We start from the raw sequence: 16,400 nt of genomic DNA on the forward strand, positions 1-16,400 counted from the left end.
CTCGACATCCCCGTACGCCGAAGGGAGGCCGCGCCCATGGCCCTGAGTCTGCGCAAGGTCGAGGAGACCGCGCCCGCGCTCGTCAGCCTCTACAAGAGCGCGGGTGTCTCCTTGCGCAAGCACGGCCTGGACGGGCAGCGCGTCGCCGTCTATCTGGTGATCGACTACTCCGGTTCGATGAAGCCGTACTACATGGACGGCACCGTCCAGGCGCTCGCCGACCGGGTCCTCGGGCTCTCCGCCCATCTCGACGACGACGGACGCGTACCGGTCGTCTTCTTCTCCACGGACGTCGACGCGCAGACCGACATCGCGCTCGCGGAGCACGAGGGGCGGATCGACCGGATCGTCGCCGGGCTCGGCCACATGGGCAAGACCAGCTATCACCTGGCGATGGACGCGGTGATCGACCACTACCTGGACAGCGGTTCCACCGCTCCCGCCCTGGTCGTCTTCCAGACCGACGGCGGGCCCATCAACAAGCTCGCCGCGGAACGGTATGTGTGCAAGGCGGCCCGACTGCCGCTCTTCTGGCAGTTCATCGGCTTCGGCGACCCGGGCAGCAAGCAGTTCGACTTCCTGCGCAGGCTCGACGACCTGGCGGTGCCCGCGAAGCGACCGGTCGACAACGCCGGTTTCTTCCACGCCGGCCAGGACCCCCGGCGCGTCTCGGACGAGGAGCTGTACGACCGGCTCGTCGCCGAGTTCCCCGCCTGGCTCACCGCCGCCCGCGCGCGGGGGATCGTCGGCTCATGACCGTACGGGTGCTCAGGGCGGCGGACCGCGTGGCCGTGCCGTGGAAGAACGGCGGCGGGGTGACCCGGGAGATCGCCGCGGGGCCCGAGGGCGCCGCGATGGACGACTTCGCCTGGCGGGTGAGCCTCGCGGACGTCACGGCGGACGGGCCGTTCTCCACGTTCCCGGACGTGGACCGGATCCTGACCGTCGTCGAGGGCGCGGGCATGGACCTCACCGTCGGTGGCGAACGGCATCCGGTCGAGGAGCCGTTCGCGCCCCGGCCCTTCCCCGGCGACGTGCCGACCGAGGGCCGTCTGATCGAGGGCCCGGTCGTCAACTTCAACGTCATGTACCGCCGGGGCGCCGTCACGGCGGCCGTCGCCGTCGTCCGGGGACCGTTCCCGGTCACCGTCCCGCCGGGAGCGACGGTCCTGGTCGTCGCGCTCGACGGGACGGCGGAGGTCGGCGGGCCGTCGCGGAGCGGTCGCGTGGAGCTCGGCCCCTACGACGCCATGGTCTGTACGGAGACCCCCGGCACGCTCAGTACGCGACGCCACGCGGCCGTCGTCACCCTCACCGGCGGTTGACCCGCCCCCCCCGGCCGAAAACCCCTCGCCGCCGAGCCCGTCGGCCGGGGATAGTCGCGCCATGGCATCCCTGATGAGACATGTGACGGTCGACTGCACGGACGCGTACGCCCTGGCCGGCTTCTGGGCCGCCGTGCTCGACGCCCGCGTTTCCGACGAGGACGAGCCCGGTGACCCCGAGGCCCTGGTGGAGGCCCCCGGCGTCGGTGTCCTCTTCGTCACCGTGCCGGAACCGAAGAAGGCGAAGAACCGCGTCCACTTCGATGTGCAGCCGACCGACCGCACCCGCGACGAAGAGGTCGAGCGCCTCCTCGCGCTCGGCGCCACCCTCGTCGCCGACCATCGGCGCGAGGACGGCCCGGGCTGGGTGACCCTCGCCGATCCCGAGGGCAATGAGTTCTGTGTCGAGCGCAGCGCCGCCGAGCGGGACGGGTCGCTCTGAATCCGGACAGCAGGTGTCGGGTATCGCCGGTTCAATGAACCCATGCACTCGCACCTCACTGACCCCACGGGCCCCGGCTGGACCGACTTCCGGACGGCGGAGCCCGACTTCGCCGAGACCGTACGGCAGCGCTTCGAGAAATACACCCACCATGTCCTGGCCACCCTCCGCAAGGACGGCTCGCCGCGGGTGAGCGGGCTCGAGGTGAACTTCCGCTCCGGAGAGCTGTGGCTGGCCATGATGCCCAACAGCCGCAAGGCGCAGGACCTGCGGCGCGATCCGCGCTTCGCCCTGCAGGTCAACCCCGGAGGCGGCACCGACATGGACGGCGGGGACGTCCGGATCGCCGGCCGGGCCGTCGAGGTCACCGACGCGGATACGGTGGAGCGGTTCGCCGCGGAGGCGGGGGCGCCCCTGCCGTTCCATCTCTTCCGCGTCGCGCTGACGGAGGTGGTGCGGACCTCCGTCGAAGGGGCCGACCTGGTCGTGCGGGCCTGGCGGCCGGGGCAGCCGCTGCGGACGGTCCGGCGCGGCAACGACGACAGCGCGCCGCGCGAGGACGGCGCCCGGGCCGGGGGAGCGTCCGCGACTTAGGTCGTGCGCACGCGGGGCACGCGGGGCACGCGAGGCTTCGACGGCGGACGGGACTTCACGAACCCGGCCCGGTCCGCCGGGGACACCACGCCTCCAGCACCTTCGCCCTGCACCGCGCGGGCGTCCCCCACGCGTCACGCAGCGGACGGGCCTTGCGCAACCACAAGGAGAGGTCGAGCTCCTCGGTGTAGCCGACCGCGCCGTGCAGCTGGAGCGCCGCGCGGGCGGCCGCGTACCCGGCCTCGCCCGCGGCGGCCTTCGCGGCGGCGACGTCCCCGGGCTCGAGCGTCACGGCCGCGCCGTACAGCAGCGGACGGGCGAACTCCAGGCCGATCAGGGTGTCCGACAGTCGGTGCTTGACGGCCTGGAAGGCGCCGATCGGTGTGCCGAACTGGGTGCGCTGCCTCACGTACGCCACGGTGCGTTCCAGCAGCGTCAGCCCGACGCCGAGGGACTGGGCCGCGGTCGCCAGCGTCGCCCAGTCGGCGGCGCTCCTGGCGGCCTCGGCCACCGCGGGCCCGGCGGCGAGGAGCTCCCCGCCCGGCGAGGGCACGGCGAGTCGCCTGGCAGGGTCGGCGGAGACCTGGACGGGCCCGTGTCCGGGCGCCAGCCGCAACTCGTCCCGGTCCGCGCCGGTCACGACCAGGGTGACGCCCGCCGCGTCCGCGTCCAGGGCGTACGGTCCGGCGTCGGGCAGTGCCAGCGTCGCCGTCTGCTCCCCGGAGGCGAGCGCCGGCAGCAGCCGCTTGGCGGGCGCGTCCTCCCCGAGCGCGGCCAGGCGGTCCAGCAGCGCCGCGGCGGCGGCCGTCTCCACCACGGGCCCCGGCACCGCGTGACGCCCCAGCTCCACGAAGGCGACCACGGTTTCCACCGGCAGCGGCCCCACGCCCTCGTACGCCTCCGACGCGGCAAGGGAGAAGACGCCGGCCCCGGCCAGCCGGGTCCACACCTCGCGCCCGGGCGCGAGGTCCGCGGCCGCCCAGGCCCGTACGGCTCCGGGCACGTCGGAGGCGCTCAACATCGCGTGCAGCGAGTGCCCGAACGCCTGTTGCTCCCCGGTCAGCAGGAACCTCATCAGCGGCGGCCCTTCGGAAGGCCGAGCAGCCGCTCGGCGATGATGTCGAGCTGGATCTCGTTCGTCCCGGCGTAGATGGGGCCGGCGAGCGAGAAGACATATCCCTCCGCCCACTCGCCGTCGGCCAACTCGCCTTCGTGTCCCAGGAGTTCGAGCGCGGTCTCGTGCAGCTCGATGTCGTACCGCGACCAGAAGACCTTGTTGAGGCTGGACTCGGCGCCGATCGTTTCCCCGGCCGCGAAGCGCGACGCGCCGGCCGCCGTGAAGAGCTGATAGGCGCGGGCGCCGATCACCGCGTCCGCCACCCGGTCACGCACGCCCCGGTCCTCGCCCCGTTCGCGCCACAGCGCCACCAGCCGGTCGGCGGCGGCCAGGAAGCGGCCGGGGGAGCGGAGGGTCAGTCCCCGCTCGTTGCCCGTCGTCGACATCGCGATCCGCCAGCCCTGCCCCGGCTCGCCGATGACGTCCTCGTCCGGGACGAAGACCCGGTCCAGGAAGAGTTCCGCGAAGGCCGGCTTCCCGTCGAGGCGGCCTATGGGCCGGACGGTCACCCCGGGCGCGCGCAGGTCGAACATGAGGTAACTGAGCCCCTGGTGCGGCTTCGCCGCTTCCGGGTCCGTACGGAAGATCCCGAACGCCCGGTCGGCGAACGCGGCCCGTGACGACCACGTCTTCTGGCCGGACAGCAGCCAGCCGCCCTCCGTCCGTTCCGCCCGGGACGTCAGCGACGCCAGGTCCGAGCCCGCCTCGGGTTCGGACCAGGCCTGCGCCCAGATGACCTCGCCGTTCGCCATCGACGGCAGGACGCGCGCCCTCTGCTCCTCGGTGCCGTGGTCGAAGAGCGTGGGCGCGAGCAGATTGATGCCGTTCTGGGAGACGCGGCCCGGTGCCCCCGCCGCGTAGTACTCCTCCTCGAAGACCAGCCAGGCGAAGATGTCGGCGCCCCGGCCGCCGTACCGCTCGGGCCAGGAGACGACCGACCAGCGGTCGGCGGCCAGCTCCTCCTCCCACGCCCGGTGCGCCTCGAAGCCCTCGGCCGTTTCCAGCGAGGGAAGCGGCTCGGCGGGCACATGGGCCGCGAGCCACTCCCGCGCGGCGGCGCGAAACGCGTCGTGTGCGGCCGTGTGCTGAAGATCCATCAGGCGCCCGCCCCCTCTATTCCCTAACAAGTGTTTGGTAGGTTAACGTGTGGCCGTGACGGACAACAAGGCTCAGTACGTCCCTGGCCACGGGCTGCTGGAGGGCCGTACCGCGGTGATCACCGCGGCGGCCGGGGCCGGCATCGGCGGCGCCACCGCCCGCAGGTTCCTGGAAGAGGGCGCCCGGATCCTCATCGGCGACGCCCACACCCGCCGCCTCAAGGAGACGGAAGCGGCGCTCGCCGAGGAGTTCGGCAGCGACCACATCTCCTCGCTGCCCTGCGACGTCACCGACGAGACACAGGTCCGGGCGCTCTTCGACGAGGCCGTACGGCTGCACGGCGGCCTGGACGTCGTCGTCAACAACGCCGGACTCGGCGGCACCGCCGAGCTCGTCGACATGAGCGACGAACAGTGGACCCGGGTCCTCGACGTCACCCTGAACGGCACCTTCCGGTGCACCCGGGCCGCCCTGCGCCTCCTCAAGGACGCCGGCGCGGGCGGGGTGATCGTCAACAACGCCTCCGTCGTCGGCTGGCGCGCCCAGGCCGGCCAGGCGCACTACGCCGCCGCCAAGGCCGGCGTCATGGCCCTCACCCGCTGCGCCGCGATGGAGGCCGCGCCCTACGGCGTGCGCGTCAACGCCGTCTCACCGTCCCTCGCCATGCATCCCCACCTGGTGAAGGTCACCTCGGCCGAACTCCTGGAGGAGCTCACCGCGCGCGAGGCCTTCGGCCGGTACGCCGAGCCCTGGGAGGTCGCCAATGTCATCGTCTTCCTCGCGAGCGGCTATGCCTCGTACATGACGGGCGAGACGGTCTCCGTCAGCAGTCAGCACGCATAGGACCAGAATGGACCCGTGCCGACGAACAAGAAGAAGACCCAGGTGACCGCCTCGCCCGAGCGGCGCCGCGAACTGCTCGACACGGCGGCCGAGGTGTTCGCCGCGCAGGGGTACAACGCCACCACCGTCCGCAAGATCGCGGACGCCGCCGGGATGCTCGCCGGCAGCCTCTACTACCACTTCGATTCCAAGGAATCGATGGTCGACGAGATCCTCTCCACCTTCCTCGAGGAGCTGTGGAACGGCTACGACGCCGTCCTCGCCGCCGGACTCGGCCCCAGGGAGACCATCGAGGCGCTCGTCACCGAGTCCTTCCGGGAGATCGACCGGCACCGGGCCGCCGTCGCCATCTACCAGAAGGAGTCCAGGCACCTCGCCGCACAGCCCCGCTTCCACTACCTCTCCGACTCGCAGCAGAAGTTCGAGAAGGCATGGCTCGGAACGCTGGAGCGCGGAGTGGCCGCGCGGGTCTTCCGCGCCGACCTGGACATCCGGCTCACCTACCGGTTCGTGCGCGACACCGTATGGGTCGCCGCGTCCTGGTACCGCCCGGGCGGACAGCACAGCCCCGACGAGATCGCCCGTCAGTACCTGTCGATGGTGCTGGACGGGATCGCCGTGCGTACGTAACCCCTCAAGGAGTGGTCATGGCCGAGGCCTTCATAGTGGAAGCGGTACGGACCCCGGTGGGGCGGCGAGGAGGCGGCCTGGCCCGCGTCCACCCCGCCGACCTGGGTGCTCACGTCCTCAAGGCGCTGGTCGAACGGGCCGGGATCGATCCGGCCGCCGTCGAGGACGTCGTCTTCGGCTGCCTCGACACCGTCGGCCCGCAGGCCGGCGACATCGCCCGTACGGCATGGCTGGCCGCCGGTCTCCCCGAGGAGGTGCCCGGCGTCACCGTCGACCGGCAGTGCGGCTCCTCCCAGCAGGCCGTCCACTTCGCGGCCCAGGGCGTCCTCTCCGGCACCCAGGACCTGGTCGTCGCGGGCGGCACCCAGAACATGTCGATGATCCCGATCGCCTTCGCCTCCCGGCAGGCCGCGGAGCCGCTCGGCCTCACCGAGGGCCCCTTCGCGGGCAGCGAGGGCTGGCGTGCCCGGTACGGCGACGCCCCCGTCAACCAGTTCCACGGCGCCGAACTCATCGCCCGCAAGTGGGGCATCACCCGCCGCGACCAGGAGGAGTTCGCCCTCCGCTCCCACCAGCGGGCGCTGCGCGCCATCGACGAGGGCCGCTTCGCGCGCGAGATCGTCCCCCACGGGGACGTCAGCCTCGACGAGGGGCCGCGCCGCGACACCACCCTGGAGAAGATGGCCGGCCTGAAGCCCGTCGTGGACGGCGGGACGATCACCGCGGCGTGCTCCTCGCAGGTCTCCGACGGCGCGGCGGCGATGCTGATCGCGAGCGAGCGCGCGGTGGCCGAGCACGGCCTCACCCCGCGCGCCCGGATCCACCACCTCTCCGTGCGCGGTGAGGACCCGATCCGGATGCTGTCGGCCCCGATCCCGGCGACGGCGTACGCGCTGAAGAAGACCGGCATGTCGATCGACGACATCGATGTGGTCGAGATCAACGAGGCGTTCGCCCCCGTCGTCCTGGCCTGGCTCAAGGAGACGGGCGCGGACCCCTCCCGCGTCAACGTCAACGGCGGCGCCATCGCCCTGGGCCACCCGCTGGGCGCGACGGGAGTGAAGCTGATGACCACCCTGCTGCACGAACTGGAGCGCACGGGGGGCCGCTTCGGCCTGCAGACCATGTGCGAGGGCGGCGGCCAGGCGAATGTGACGATCATCGAACGGCTCTGAGTGCTTCGAGCGGCTCTGGCGTCGAGGGCCGGCGCCGGCCTCGGGCAGCGGCGCCGGCGAGGCTCAGGTTCTGTTGTCCGGGACGCCGATCGGGTTGGGGAAGCGCAGCGTCGACGCGCACGCCGACGCCAAGGGGCCGAGGACCGACGCCAGCTTCGTCAGCTCGACCGTCGACAGGCACTGCCACGGCCGCGCGGCAGCCCGGTCCGTGGCAGCCTCGACCTCCGCGTGCGTACGCCGGCCCTCCCGCGTCGCCCGCCCCTCCCCGGCCAGCAGGCCGCGTCGGGCCAGCCGCTCGGCCGCCGCCTCCCACTCCTCGTCCGACCAGCCCCGGTACTGCTGCAGCTCCGCGCGCGGCATGTCGAGGCCCGCCCGCAGGACGAGCGTCTCGCAGCCGTCCAGGCCCGCCGCGACCAGCGCCGCCACATGGCCGTCGCCGCGGTGCTCCCGGAGCACCGTCGTGGCGTGCCAGAGAAGGTCCAGCGGGTCCTCGGGCAGAGGCAGCGCCGCGTTGACCGCCGCCAGCGGGCGACCCGCGCAGTCGAGACCCGGCAGCCGGGCGGCGAGCAGCCGCGCCGCCTGCGCCACCTCCGCGTCCAGTCCGGCCAGCAACCGGACCAGCGCCGCCCTCGCCCCCGCACGCCGCACCCGCAGGGCCTCCTCGGGCGGGACCAGCTCCCATACGGAAGGCAGGGCGCGCGCCACCATGGACGGGGCGAACGAGAAGAAGGACGAGACGACCGGCTCCGGTCCCACGGGGCCGAGCGGGGCGCCGCGTCCGGCGAAGTAGCCGCGCCAGAAGCCGCGCAGTCCGGCCTCCTCGAAGGCGGCCTGGCACTCGGGAGCGAAGTAGCTGACGGCGTGGACCGGCTCGATCAGAGGCCAGAGCGCACGGGCGACGGATGCTGTGGAGTCCATGCCCCGAGTCTCGCCGACAGCACATGCTAAGGTGGTCAGGTTGCAGTTTTGGTACCCATGAACTTTATGCGCGCCTGACGGGAATGTTCCTCAGGCGCATTATTGTTTTTCCGGATTTTCTCCGGGGTGGGGCCTCGACCATTCAGGAGAAAAAAGCATGGCTACTGGAACCGTGAAGTGGTTCAACTCGGAAAAGGGCTTCGGCTTCATCGAGCAGGACGGTGGCGGCGCCGACGTGTTCGCCCACTACTCGAACATCGCGACCTCCGGCTTCCGTGAGCTTCAGGAAGGCCAGAAGGTCACCTTCGACGTCACGCAGGGCCAGAAGGGCCCGCAGGCGGAGAACATCCTCCCGGCCTGATCGCCGGACGCTCTCCCGCAGCCGGGGCCCGCACCTTCGCGGTGTGGGTCCCGGCTTGTGCTGTGCCCAGGCCCAGGAAGGCATTTTCCATATGACTCGCCCCGAACGCCCCATCCGAAAGCGCCCCGCGAAGGCCGCGGCCAAGGCGCCCGCCCGCAGTGCGGGCCGCCGCCCCACCGCACCCCCGCCGCCGCGCGAATTCACGCTGCCGGAAACCCGGACTCCCGCGCTCCCCGCGGTCGAGGCGTTCGACGAGCTGGACATGCCCGCTGGTCTGCTGAAGACGCTCACCGCCCAGGGGGTCACCGAGCCGTTCCCGATCCAGGCCGCCACCCTGCCCAACTCCCTCGCGGGCCGGGACATCCTCGGCCGCGGTCGCACCGGCTCCGGCAAGACCCTCGCCTTCGGTCTGGCGCTGCTCGCCCGCACCGCCGGGCGCCGTGCCGAGCCCAAGGCGCCCCTGGCCATGGTCCTGGTGCCCACGCGTGAGCTGGCGCAGCAGGTGACCGACGCCCTCACCCCGTACGCGACCGCCGTCAACCTGCGCCTCGCCACGGTCGTCGGCGGCATGTCGATCACCAAGCAGGCCGGTTCGCTGCGGCGCGGCGCCGAGGTGCTGGTGGCCACCCCCGGCCGCCTCAAGGACCTCATCGAGCGTGGCGACTGCCGGCTGGACCAGGTCGCCATCACCGTCCTCGACGAGGCCGACCAGATGGCCGACATGGGCTTCATGCCGCAGGTCACCGCGCTGCTCAAGCAGGTCGAGCCGGACGGCCAGCGGCTGCTCTTCTCCGCGACGCTCGACCAGAACATCGACCGGCTGGTCCGGATGTTCCTGACCGACCCGGTCGTGCACTCGGTCGACCCGTCCGCCGGCGCCGTGACGACCATGGAGCACCACGTCCTGTACGTCGCCGACGAGACCGACAAGAAGGCCGTCACCGTGCGCATCGCCGCACGCGACGGCCGGGTGATCCTCTTCCTGGACACCAAGCGGTCGGTGGACCGGCTGGTCAAGAAGCTGCTCGCCGAGGGCGTACGAGCCGCGGGCCTGCACGGCGGCCGTTCACAGCCGCAGCGCAACCGCACCCTGGACCAGTTCAAGAACGGCCAGGTCACCGCGCTGGTGGCGACGAACGTCGCGGCCCGCGGCATCCATGTCGACGACCTCGACCTGGTCGTGAACGTCGACCCGCCGGTCGACCACAAGGACTATCTGCATCGCGGCGGCCGCACTGCCCGGGCCGGCGAGTCGGGCAGCGTCGTCACGCTGGTCCTGCCGGACCAGAAGCGCGACATGAGCCGGCTGATGGCCAACGCGGGCATCACCCCGCAGTCGGCCCGGGTCTCTTCGAGCGACCAGCAGCTGGCCGATGTCACCGGCGCGCGGCAGCCCTCCGGCATACCGGTCGTCATCGAGGTGCCGCAGCCCGCGCAGGCGCCGTCCGCGCCGAAGCGGCCGCGTCGCAGCGGCTCGGGCCGCCCGCGCACGGGCGGCGGTGCCGGCCAGACCGGCGGGCGCCCGGCAGCCGGCCGCACCACCGGTGAGGCGCGTACCGGCGAAGGCCGTGGCGCCGCCGGCCGCACCGGCACGGCCCGCAGCGCGGGAAGCCGCCCCACCGGCGGCGGCACCCGCACCCGCGGCACGGGCCGCCCGGGCCGCGGATCCCAGGGCGGCCGCCGCGACGCGGCCTAGGTGTATTGACCCGCAGCGTTGTTGACGCGGTTGATGGGCGGGTGTCCGCCCAGTCAATACACCTAGGGAGTGTCCGGATCGGGCCGCCGTCATTCCACCAGCCGGGCCTGGAGCGCCGCCAGCGTGCGGAGATCCAGGCCCAGGCCGGCCGTGAGATAGCGGTAGAGGCTGCCGTACCCCGACCGGACCTCGGCGAGCGCCGTCTCCAGGTACTCCGTGCGGACCTCCTGGAGCGGGATGATCAGGTCGGGGTTCTGCATCAGGCCGGCCTGCTTCAGTCCGTCCCGCACCCTGGCGTCGTACGCCGCGCGGAAGGTGTTCGACGCGAGGTAGTCCTCCACCACGGCCTGCTCCGGTACGCCCAGCACGGTGAGCAGCAGAAAGCTCATCCAGCCCGTACGGTCCTTGCCCGACGTGCAGTGGTACATCAGCGGTGACGCGTCCGGCCGTGCGATGTCACGCAGCGTCGTGGCGAACTGGGCGCGGTTGGCGGCGCTGGTCACGAACGTGCGGTAGACCTCCCGCATGAAGGCGGCGGCCCTGCCGCTCCCCAGCATCTCCTCCTGCCGGACCGGGTCCCGCGACCCGATGGCGGTGAGCAGCTGCCCGTACAGACCGTTGTCGGTGACGGGCCGCGAGACCGGGACGGGCCCGGTCGGAAGCCGGTCGGGGCCGTCGTACTGGACCTCCAGGGGGATGCGGAAGTCGACGACCGTTCCGAGCCGCAGCCCTTGGAGCGTGGTGAGATCGGCGTCGGTGAGCTTGTTCAGGGCGTCGGCCCGGTAGACGAGCCCGAGCCGGATCCGGTCGCCGCCGTAGGTGCGACCGCCGCCCAGATCACGGACGTTGACCGCGCCCTGGAGCGGGATGTGGCGGATGTCTGTGGTGGCGACGCGCCGCCGGGGCGCGCCGAGGGCGGGGGAGGCGAGCGCCACCAGAGCGGTGGTGGTCGCGGTGGACAGCAGTGCGCGTCTCGTCAGTGACATGACGGAACTCCCGTGCGGGCAGAGGGGTCACCCTGGTGTCGGCAGGGTGCGGAGCACGTGCTCGGCCTCGGACATGACCCGCAGGACGAGTTCCTCGCAGCTCGGGAGGTCCTCGATCAGCCCCGCGACTTGTCCGGACGCCATCACGCCGAGGTCCGTACGGCCCTCGACCATGGACGCCTTGAGGAGCATGGGGGTGTTCGCGGCGAGCAGGACCTGGCTCCAGGACAGGTCCTTGCCGTGTTTCATCGCCAGGCCGTCGCGGACCATCCGCGTCCAGGACAGCCCGGAGATCTTCCTGAATCCGGCGGCCCGGCGGACGGCGTGCGCCAACGCCCGGATCCGGCCCGCCCGTTCGAGGGCGGCGACCATCTCCGTACGGAGCATGCGGTGCGGCAGCCCGTCGACGGCGGTGGTCACGGTCACGTCCTTGACCGAGGCGGCCAGATACGTCGCCTTCACGGCGTCCGGGACGGTCGAGTCGGAGGTGAGCAGGAACCGGGTGCCCATGGCGACGCCCGCGGCGCCGAACGCCAGCGCCGCGACCAGGCCCCGGCCGTCGTGGAAGCCGCCGGCCGCGATCACCGGGATGTCGACGGCGTCCACGACCTGGGGCAGCAGGACGGACGTCGCCACCTCCCCGGTGTGCCCGCCCCCCTCGCCGCCCTGCACGATCACCGCGTCCGCGCCCCAGGCCGCGACCTTCTCCGCGTGCCGGCGGGCGCCGATCGACGGGACCACGACCACGCCCGCGTCCTTCAGCTCGGCGATCAGCTCCTTCGACGGGGCGAGCGCGAAGGAGGCGACCCGCACGCCCTCCTCGACGATGATCCGCACCCGGGCGCGGGCGTCACCCGCGTCGGCCCGCAGGTTCACCCCGAACGGCGCCTCGGTGCGCGCCTTGACCTCGCGGACGGCCGCGCGCAGCTGCTCGACGGTCATCGTGGCGGAGGCCAGAATGCCGAGCGCCCCGGCGTTGGCGGTGGCCGACACGAGCCGCGGCCCCGCCACCCAGCCCATGCCGGTCTGGACGAGGGGATACCGGACGCCGGTGAGGTCGGTGAGCGCGGTCCGCATCAGGCCCTGACCTCACGGTCGCGCAGCCCCGTGGGATCGATGACCTCGCGGATCAGCCGCAGCTCCTCGACGGTGGGTTCGCGGGTGTACGGGACGTCGTCCCCGATCGCCAGGTCGAACCCGGTGGCGTCCCGGACCGCGTCGACGGTGACCCCGGGGTGGAGCGACACCAGCCGCATCGAGTGGTCGGGCGTGGCGAAGTCGAAGACGCCGAGGTCGCTGACGACGCGCGGAATGCGGTGGTAGCGGGTGACGCCGGCCTCCGCCGCACGGTCGTGGCCCACCCCGCTGACCATGTCGACCCGCTCGACGAAGACCCGTGGAGAGTGCCTGGGAACCCAGTAACTCGTCGGATTGTTGATCGTGTTGACGGGGGCTCCGCGCACTCCGAGCAACTGGCGGGTGGGTTGGCGCCAGTCGCCTATGCAGGAGATGTTCTGGTTGCCGAAGCGGTCGATCTGGCTCGCGCCCATCATCACGTGTCGCTTGCCGCCGGTGACCATGGTGAGGTGGCGGCGGTACGGCAGCCAGCCCTCGACGGTCCCGTCGAGACCGACGAGCATCGCCTCGCCGTCGGTGAGCAGCAGGTCGGGGGCGAAGGTCCGCTTGGCGAGCCGGGCGCCGAAGGAGGACACCGGGGCCATGGTCGCGGCGAGCACCTCCCCGTTGTCGCGCCACGCCTCGGCGCAGGCGACGACGCAGTATTCCGAACGGCTGGCGGTCACCGCTGTTCCTCCTGCCAGGCGCGTACGGCCCGTTGGTAGTCGTGCTCGGTGGGGCCGGAGAGGAAGCGCTCGGAGAACTCGGGCCAGGGAGTGGTCGCGTACAGCTTCTGGAAGGCCTCGTCGCGGCCGTAGTCGGGAGCGCAGGAGGTGAAGTGCGCGCCGTTCGGGGCCTCGACCACTCCGGTGACGCTGTGGCGCCCGACCAGGAGGGTCTGCGGGGCGGCGTCCTTGGTCAGTTCGGCGGTCTCGACGATCTGCTCGCAGGAGACGTACGCGGTGTCGGCGGCCTCGCAGAAGAGGTCGTCGAAGTACGGGTCGGGGGCCAGGTACTGGCCGTTGCCGAGGCGGTCGGCGCGATTCAGATGGACGAGCGCCGCGTCCATGCGCAGGGCGGGTACGGCGACGAACTCCTCCCCGTCCTCGTACGGCGACGTGACGGTCCGCAGCGCGGGATCGGCCTTCATGACGTCGGAGCCGAGGCCCGCGCGGACCGGCAGGAAGGGCAGCCGGTTGGCGGCCGCGTGCAGGCCCCACATGAACATCGCCTCGTCGATTTCCCTCATCACGAAGGCGCCGGACTCGCGGGCGGCGCGGAAGTGCGGTTCCAGGGGGATGGAGTCGAGGGTGGCGAAGGCGGCGACGAGGGTGCGGATGCGGCCGGCCGCGGCGAGGAGGCCGACATCGGGGCCGCCGTACGAGATCACGGTCAGATCGGTGATCTCGGACCGGAGCAGTGCTCTGACCAGGGCCATCGGCTTACGGCGCGAGCCCCAGCCGCCGATGCCGAGGGTCATGCCGCTGCGCAGCCGGCCGACCACCTCGTCCGGTGTCATCGTCTTGTCGGTCATGAGCGCTCCTCGGTGCCGAAGCCGGCGCGGACCCGGTCGGCGACCCCGCTGAGGTTCGCCTCGAAGGTGAAGCCCTGCTCGAACCGGTAGCTGCGGCGCACGTCCACCGGGTCGATGCCGTTGATGGCGGCCTTGGCGAGCCGGATCAGAGAGCCGTCCTTCCGCGCGATCTCCTCCGCCAGCTCCAGGGCGGTGCCCAGAAGCCGTTCACGGGGGACGACCTTCCAGACCGAGCCGTGGGCGTGCAGCTCGGCGGCGGTGACGGTGCGGGAGGTGTAGTACAGCGCCCGCATCAGGTGCTGGGGAACCAGCCGGGCGAGATGGGTGGCGGCGCCGAGCGCGCCCCGGTCGAGCTCCGGCAGCCCGAAGGTGGCGTCGTCGGAGGCGACGATCGCGTCGGCGTTGCCGACCAGCCCGATGCCGCCGCCCAGGCAGAAGCCGTGTACGGCCGCGACGACCGGGACCTCGCACTCGTACACCGCCGAGAAGGCGTCGTAGCAGCCCCGGTTGGCGCCGATCAGCGCGGTGTGGGAGGTGTCGCGCTGCATCTCCTTGATGTCCACGCCCGCGTTGAACCCGCGGCCGGCGGCGGCGAGGACGACACAGCGGTTTCCGGGGTCGCGCCCGGCGGCGCGCAGGGCGTCGGCCAGGTCGTACCAGCCCTGTACGGGCAGGGCGTTGACGGGCGGGAAGTCGACGGTGACAAGCGCGACGCCCTTGTCCGGCGTTGAGGTGGAGACACCCATGAGCGGATCAGCTACCTTTCCACCAAACGTTTGTTAGGTGACTGCGTGGTGAGGAAGGTAGCAGCCGATGGAGCTGGACGGGAGGGTTGTCGTCGTCACCGGCGGCACGCGTGGGGTGGGCGCGGGTGTCGCGCGGGCCTTTCTGCGGGCCGGCGCGCGGGTCGTCGTCTGCGCCCGGCGGCCGCCTCCCGCGCCGGTCGAAGAGGCGGGCCGGACGGCCCTGTTCGGTGCGCTCGACCTGCGCGACGGGGCGGCGGTCACGGAGTTCTTCGCGGGGGTCACCGCCACTCACGGGCGCCTCGACGTCCTGGTCAACAACGCGGGCGGAACGCCGTACCGGCTGCTCGGAGAGGGCGAGCCGGAGCGGCACGCCCGCGTCGTCGCCCTCAACCTCACGGCTCCGCTGACCGCCTCGCTCGCCGCGTATCCGCATCTGCGGGCGGCACGCGGCTCGGTGGTGATGATCGGCAGCGTCAGCGGCACCCGCGCCTCGCCGGGGACCGCCGCCTACGGCGCGGCCAAGGCGGGCCTGGAGAACCTGGCCCGCTCCATGGCCGTGGAATGGGCCCCGGACGTCCGGGTGAACACGCTGGTCCTCGGCATGGTCCGCACCGAGCTCGCCCATCTGCACTACGGCGACGAGGAGGGCGTCGCGGCGGTCGGCAGGACCGTGCCGCTGGGGCGGCTCGCCGAGCCGTCCGACATCGGTGACGCGGCGGTCTTCCTCGCCTCGGACCGCGCCGCGTACGTCTCCGGGGCCTCACTTCTGGTGCACGGCGGCGGCGAGCGCCCCGCCTTTCTGGACGCCTCAACCGCCAACAAGGAGAGCTGAGATGGGTATCTGCGAGGACCGGGTCGTGATCGTGACGGGCGCCGGACGAGGTCTTGGGCGCGCGCACGCGCTGGCCTTCGCCGCTGAGGGCGCGCGGGTCGTCGTCAACGACCTCGGGGTGGGGCTCGACGGGACGGCCGGGTCCGGCTCGCCGGCCCTCCAGGTCGTCGAGGAGATCCGCGCGACGGGCGGCGAGGCCGTCGCCCACGGCGGCGACATCGCCACCGCGGAGGGTGCGGCCTCGCTCGTCGCCATGGCCCTCGACACCTATGGCCGCCTCGACACCCTGGTCAACAACGCGGGGTTCCTGCGCGACCGGATGCTCGTCAATCTCGACGAGGACGACTGGGACGCGGTCGTGCGGGTGCATCTCAAGGGCCATTTCCTGCCGTTCAGGCACGCGGCCGCGTACTGGCGGTCCGAGGCGAAGGCCGGTCGGGAGGTGGCGGCCCGTGTCGTCAACACCACCTCGGGCGCGGGGCTGTTGGGCAGCGTCGGGCAGGGGAACTACGCGGCGGCCAAGGCCGGCATCGTCGGTCTGACCCTGGTGGCGGCGGCGGAGGCGGGCCGGTACGGGGTCCAGGTCAACGCGATCGCCCCGGCCGCCCGCACCCGCATGACGGAGGAGGTCTTCGCCGGCCTCGAGGGCGAACCGGAGGACGTCTCGCCCCTGGTGGTCTGGCTCGGCTCGGCGGCGAGCGCGGGGGTGACGGGCCGCGTCTTCGAGGCGGAGGCGGGCCGGATCACGGTCATGGAGGGCTGGCGCCCGGGGCCCACGGCGGACAAGGGGGCCCGCTGGACGCCCGGGGAGGCGGGGGAGGCGGCGCTGAAACTGCTGGCGGGATCGGCGGAGCCGGGGCGGGCGTACGGGGCCGGGGGGTGAGGGGAGGGCCTACGGGGCCGGGGTGACGGGCTGGTTCGAGGGCCGCACAGGCCGGGGTAATGGGCGGCCTCGTGGCGATCGTGCTCCCGCTGGTTCAGGGCCAC

Annotated in this window: 19 protein-coding genes; 11 read left to right on the forward strand and 8 right to left on the reverse strand. The window is 72.5% G+C overall.

Features of this window, described 5'->3' with window-relative positions; genetic code table 11:
- Positions 1–36 precede the first annotated feature (36 nt).
- The 4 genes from ACZ7J0_RS18105 to ACZ7J0_RS18120 all read left to right on the forward strand — a co-directional run bounded on the left by ACZ7J0_RS18105 (position 37) and on the right by ACZ7J0_RS18120 (position 2,361).
- Positions 37–756: a vWA domain-containing protein gene (locus ACZ7J0_RS18105; RefSeq protein WP_470888447.1), complete on the forward strand. Its 720-nt coding sequence runs from the start codon at positions 37–39 to the stop codon at positions 754–756.
- Positions 753–1,325, forward strand: coding sequence for a HutD/Ves family protein (locus ACZ7J0_RS18110; RefSeq protein ID WP_470888449.1), 573 nt, complete (start codon positions 753–755; stop codon positions 1,323–1,325). The genes ACZ7J0_RS18105 and ACZ7J0_RS18110 overlap by 4 nt, the downstream gene beginning before the upstream one ends.
- Before the next feature lie 61 nt (positions 1,326–1,386).
- Complete coding sequence (locus tag ACZ7J0_RS18115) at positions 1,387–1,767, forward strand: VOC family protein (RefSeq protein WP_470888451.1); 381 nt, start codon at positions 1,387–1,389, stop codon at positions 1,765–1,767.
- A gap of 42 nt (positions 1,768–1,809) precedes the next feature.
- Positions 1,810–2,361 (forward strand): pyridoxamine 5'-phosphate oxidase family protein, encoded by a 552-nt coding sequence (locus ACZ7J0_RS18120; protein ID WP_470888453.1) that lies wholly within the window; start codon positions 1,810–1,812, stop codon positions 2,359–2,361.
- A 55-nt stretch (positions 2,362–2,416) separates the two neighbouring features.
- Here ACZ7J0_RS18120 and ACZ7J0_RS18125 read toward each other — a convergent pair whose 3' ends face one another.
- Positions 2,417–3,436 carry an acyl-CoA dehydrogenase family protein gene (locus ACZ7J0_RS18125; RefSeq protein ID WP_470888455.1) on the reverse strand — a complete coding sequence of 340 codons (1,020 nt, stop codon included), beginning with the start codon at positions 3,434–3,436 and terminating at the stop codon, positions 2,417–2,419.
- Positions 3,436–4,575 carry an acyl-CoA dehydrogenase family protein gene (locus ACZ7J0_RS18130; protein WP_470888457.1) on the reverse strand — a complete coding sequence of 380 codons (1,140 nt, stop codon included), beginning with the start codon at positions 4,573–4,575 and terminating at the stop codon, positions 3,436–3,438. Before ACZ7J0_RS18130 ends, ACZ7J0_RS18125 begins: the two co-directional genes overlap by 1 nt.
- A 55-nt stretch (positions 4,576–4,630) precedes the next feature.
- Between ACZ7J0_RS18130 and ACZ7J0_RS18135 the strand changes: the two genes are divergently transcribed.
- From ACZ7J0_RS18135 to ACZ7J0_RS18145, 3 genes are read left to right on the forward strand one after another with little or no spacing between them, the layout of a single operon-like run.
- Positions 4,631–5,419, forward strand: a complete 789-nt coding sequence (locus ACZ7J0_RS18135; protein WP_470888459.1) for an SDR family oxidoreductase — start codon at positions 4,631–4,633, stop codon at positions 5,417–5,419.
- 15 nt (positions 5,420–5,434) lie between these two features.
- Positions 5,435–6,049 (forward strand): TetR/AcrR family transcriptional regulator, encoded by a 615-nt coding sequence (locus ACZ7J0_RS18140; protein WP_468711066.1) that lies wholly within the window; start codon positions 5,435–5,437, stop codon positions 6,047–6,049.
- Between the two features lie 17 nt (positions 6,050–6,066).
- Positions 6,067–7,224 (forward strand): acetyl-CoA C-acetyltransferase, encoded by a 1,158-nt coding sequence (locus ACZ7J0_RS18145; RefSeq protein ID WP_470888461.1) that lies wholly within the window; start codon positions 6,067–6,069, stop codon positions 7,222–7,224.
- A 63-nt stretch (positions 7,225–7,287) separates the two neighbouring features.
- Here the strand turns inward: ACZ7J0_RS18145 and ACZ7J0_RS18150 are convergent, their stop codons facing one another.
- The gene (locus tag ACZ7J0_RS18150) at positions 7,288–8,142 is read right to left on the reverse strand and encodes an SCO6745 family protein (RefSeq protein ID WP_470888463.1); all 855 of its coding nucleotides are present in this window, start codon (positions 8,140–8,142) and stop codon (positions 7,288–7,290) included.
- 157 nt (positions 8,143–8,299) lie between these two features.
- Between ACZ7J0_RS18150 and ACZ7J0_RS18155 the strand changes: the two genes are divergently transcribed.
- The gene (locus tag ACZ7J0_RS18155; RefSeq protein ID WP_005318814.1) at positions 8,300–8,503 is read left to right on the forward strand and encodes a cold-shock protein; all 204 of its coding nucleotides are present in this window, start codon (positions 8,300–8,302) and stop codon (positions 8,501–8,503) included.
- Between the two features lie 91 nt (positions 8,504–8,594).
- A complete protein-coding gene (locus tag ACZ7J0_RS18160; RefSeq protein ID WP_470888465.1) occupies positions 8,595–10,199 on the forward strand; it encodes a DEAD/DEAH box helicase in 1,605 nt (534 codons plus the stop codon).
- Positions 10,200–10,288: 89 nt separating this feature from the next.
- Here ACZ7J0_RS18160 and ACZ7J0_RS18165 read toward each other — a convergent pair whose 3' ends face one another.
- The 5 genes from ACZ7J0_RS18165 to ACZ7J0_RS18185 are packed head-to-tail and all read right to left on the reverse strand — an operon-like array spanning position 10,289 to position 14,581.
- Entirely contained in the window at positions 10,289–11,185 is an 897-nt protein-coding gene (locus ACZ7J0_RS18165) for a tyrosine-protein phosphatase (protein ID WP_470888467.1), read from the reverse strand.
- A 27-nt stretch (positions 11,186–11,212) separates the two neighbouring features.
- Positions 11,213–12,262: an NAD(P)H-dependent flavin oxidoreductase gene (locus ACZ7J0_RS18170; RefSeq protein ID WP_470888469.1), complete on the reverse strand. Its 1,050-nt coding sequence runs from the start codon at positions 12,260–12,262 to the stop codon at positions 11,213–11,215.
- Positions 12,262–12,987, reverse strand: coding sequence for a CoA-transferase subunit beta (locus tag ACZ7J0_RS18175; protein ID WP_470888471.1), 726 nt, complete (start codon positions 12,985–12,987; stop codon positions 12,262–12,264). Before ACZ7J0_RS18175 ends, ACZ7J0_RS18170 begins: the two co-directional genes overlap by 1 nt.
- The gene (locus ACZ7J0_RS18180; protein ID WP_470888473.1) at positions 12,984–13,835 is read right to left on the reverse strand and encodes a CoA transferase subunit A; all 852 of its coding nucleotides are present in this window, start codon (positions 13,833–13,835) and stop codon (positions 12,984–12,986) included. The genes ACZ7J0_RS18175 and ACZ7J0_RS18180 overlap by 4 nt, the downstream gene beginning before the upstream one ends.
- Positions 13,832–14,581 (reverse strand): enoyl-CoA hydratase family protein, encoded by a 750-nt coding sequence (locus ACZ7J0_RS18185; RefSeq protein ID WP_470888475.1) that lies wholly within the window; start codon positions 14,579–14,581, stop codon positions 13,832–13,834. Before ACZ7J0_RS18185 ends, ACZ7J0_RS18180 begins: the two co-directional genes overlap by 4 nt.
- 67 nt (positions 14,582–14,648) lie before the next feature.
- Here ACZ7J0_RS18185 and ACZ7J0_RS18190 point away from each other — a divergent pair, with 67 nt between their 5' ends.
- Both ACZ7J0_RS18190 and ACZ7J0_RS18195 read left to right on the forward strand, forming a co-directional pair.
- The gene (locus ACZ7J0_RS18190; protein WP_470888477.1) at positions 14,649–15,413 is read left to right on the forward strand and encodes an SDR family oxidoreductase; all 765 of its coding nucleotides are present in this window, start codon (positions 14,649–14,651) and stop codon (positions 15,411–15,413) included.
- A gap of 1 nt (position 15,414) precedes the next feature.
- Positions 15,415–16,296, forward strand: coding sequence for an SDR family oxidoreductase (locus tag ACZ7J0_RS18195; protein WP_470888479.1), 882 nt, complete (start codon positions 15,415–15,417; stop codon positions 16,294–16,296).
- Positions 16,297–16,400 lie beyond the last annotated feature (104 nt).

Source organism: Streptomyces sp. NPDC038280 (genome assembly GCF_055600045.1).

Bases quoted from the DNA above. Each gene is read 5' to 3' on its own strand.
- ACZ7J0_RS18190 (WP_470888477.1), top strand. From the start codon at position 14,649: ATGGAGCTGGACGGGAGGGTTGTCGTCGTCACCGGCGGCACGCGTGGG.
- ACZ7J0_RS18155 (WP_005318814.1), top strand. From the start codon at position 8,300: ATGGCTACTGGAACCGTGAAGTGGTTCAACTCGGAAAAGGGCTTCGGC.
- ACZ7J0_RS18120 (WP_470888453.1), top strand. From the start codon at position 1,810: ATGCACTCGCACCTCACTGACCCCACGGGCCCCGGCTGGACCGACTTC.
- ACZ7J0_RS18125 (WP_470888455.1), bottom strand. From the start codon at position 3,436: ATGAGGTTCCTGCTGACCGGGGAGCAACAGGCGTTCGGGCACTCGCTG.
- ACZ7J0_RS18150 (WP_470888463.1), bottom strand. From the start codon at position 8,142: ATGGACTCCACAGCATCCGTCGCCCGTGCGCTCTGGCCTCTGATCGAG.
- ACZ7J0_RS18145 (WP_470888461.1), top strand. From the start codon at position 6,067: ATGGCCGAGGCCTTCATAGTGGAAGCGGTACGGACCCCGGTGGGGCGG.
- ACZ7J0_RS18170 (WP_470888469.1), bottom strand. From the start codon at position 12,262: ATGCGGACCGCGCTCACCGACCTCACCGGCGTCCGGTATCCCCTCGTC.
- ACZ7J0_RS18185 (WP_470888475.1), bottom strand. From the start codon at position 14,581: ATGGGTGTCTCCACCTCAACGCCGGACAAGGGCGTCGCGCTTGTCACC.
- ACZ7J0_RS18105 (WP_470888447.1), top strand. From the start codon at position 37: ATGGCCCTGAGTCTGCGCAAGGTCGAGGAGACCGCGCCCGCGCTCGTC.
- ACZ7J0_RS18110 (WP_470888449.1), top strand. From the start codon at position 753: ATGACCGTACGGGTGCTCAGGGCGGCGGACCGCGTGGCCGTGCCGTGG.
- ACZ7J0_RS18195 (WP_470888479.1), top strand. From the start codon at position 15,415: ATGGGTATCTGCGAGGACCGGGTCGTGATCGTGACGGGCGCCGGACGA.
- ACZ7J0_RS18165 (WP_470888467.1), bottom strand. From the start codon at position 11,185: ATGTCACTGACGAGACGCGCACTGCTGTCCACCGCGACCACCACCGCT.
- ACZ7J0_RS18160 (WP_470888465.1), top strand. From the start codon at position 8,595: ATGACTCGCCCCGAACGCCCCATCCGAAAGCGCCCCGCGAAGGCCGCG.
- ACZ7J0_RS18115 (WP_470888451.1), top strand. From the start codon at position 1,387: ATGGCATCCCTGATGAGACATGTGACGGTCGACTGCACGGACGCGTAC.
- ACZ7J0_RS18180 (WP_470888473.1), bottom strand. From the start codon at position 13,835: ATGACCGACAAGACGATGACACCGGACGAGGTGGTCGGCCGGCTGCGC.
- ACZ7J0_RS18130 (WP_470888457.1), bottom strand. From the start codon at position 4,575: ATGGATCTTCAGCACACGGCCGCACACGACGCGTTTCGCGCCGCCGCG.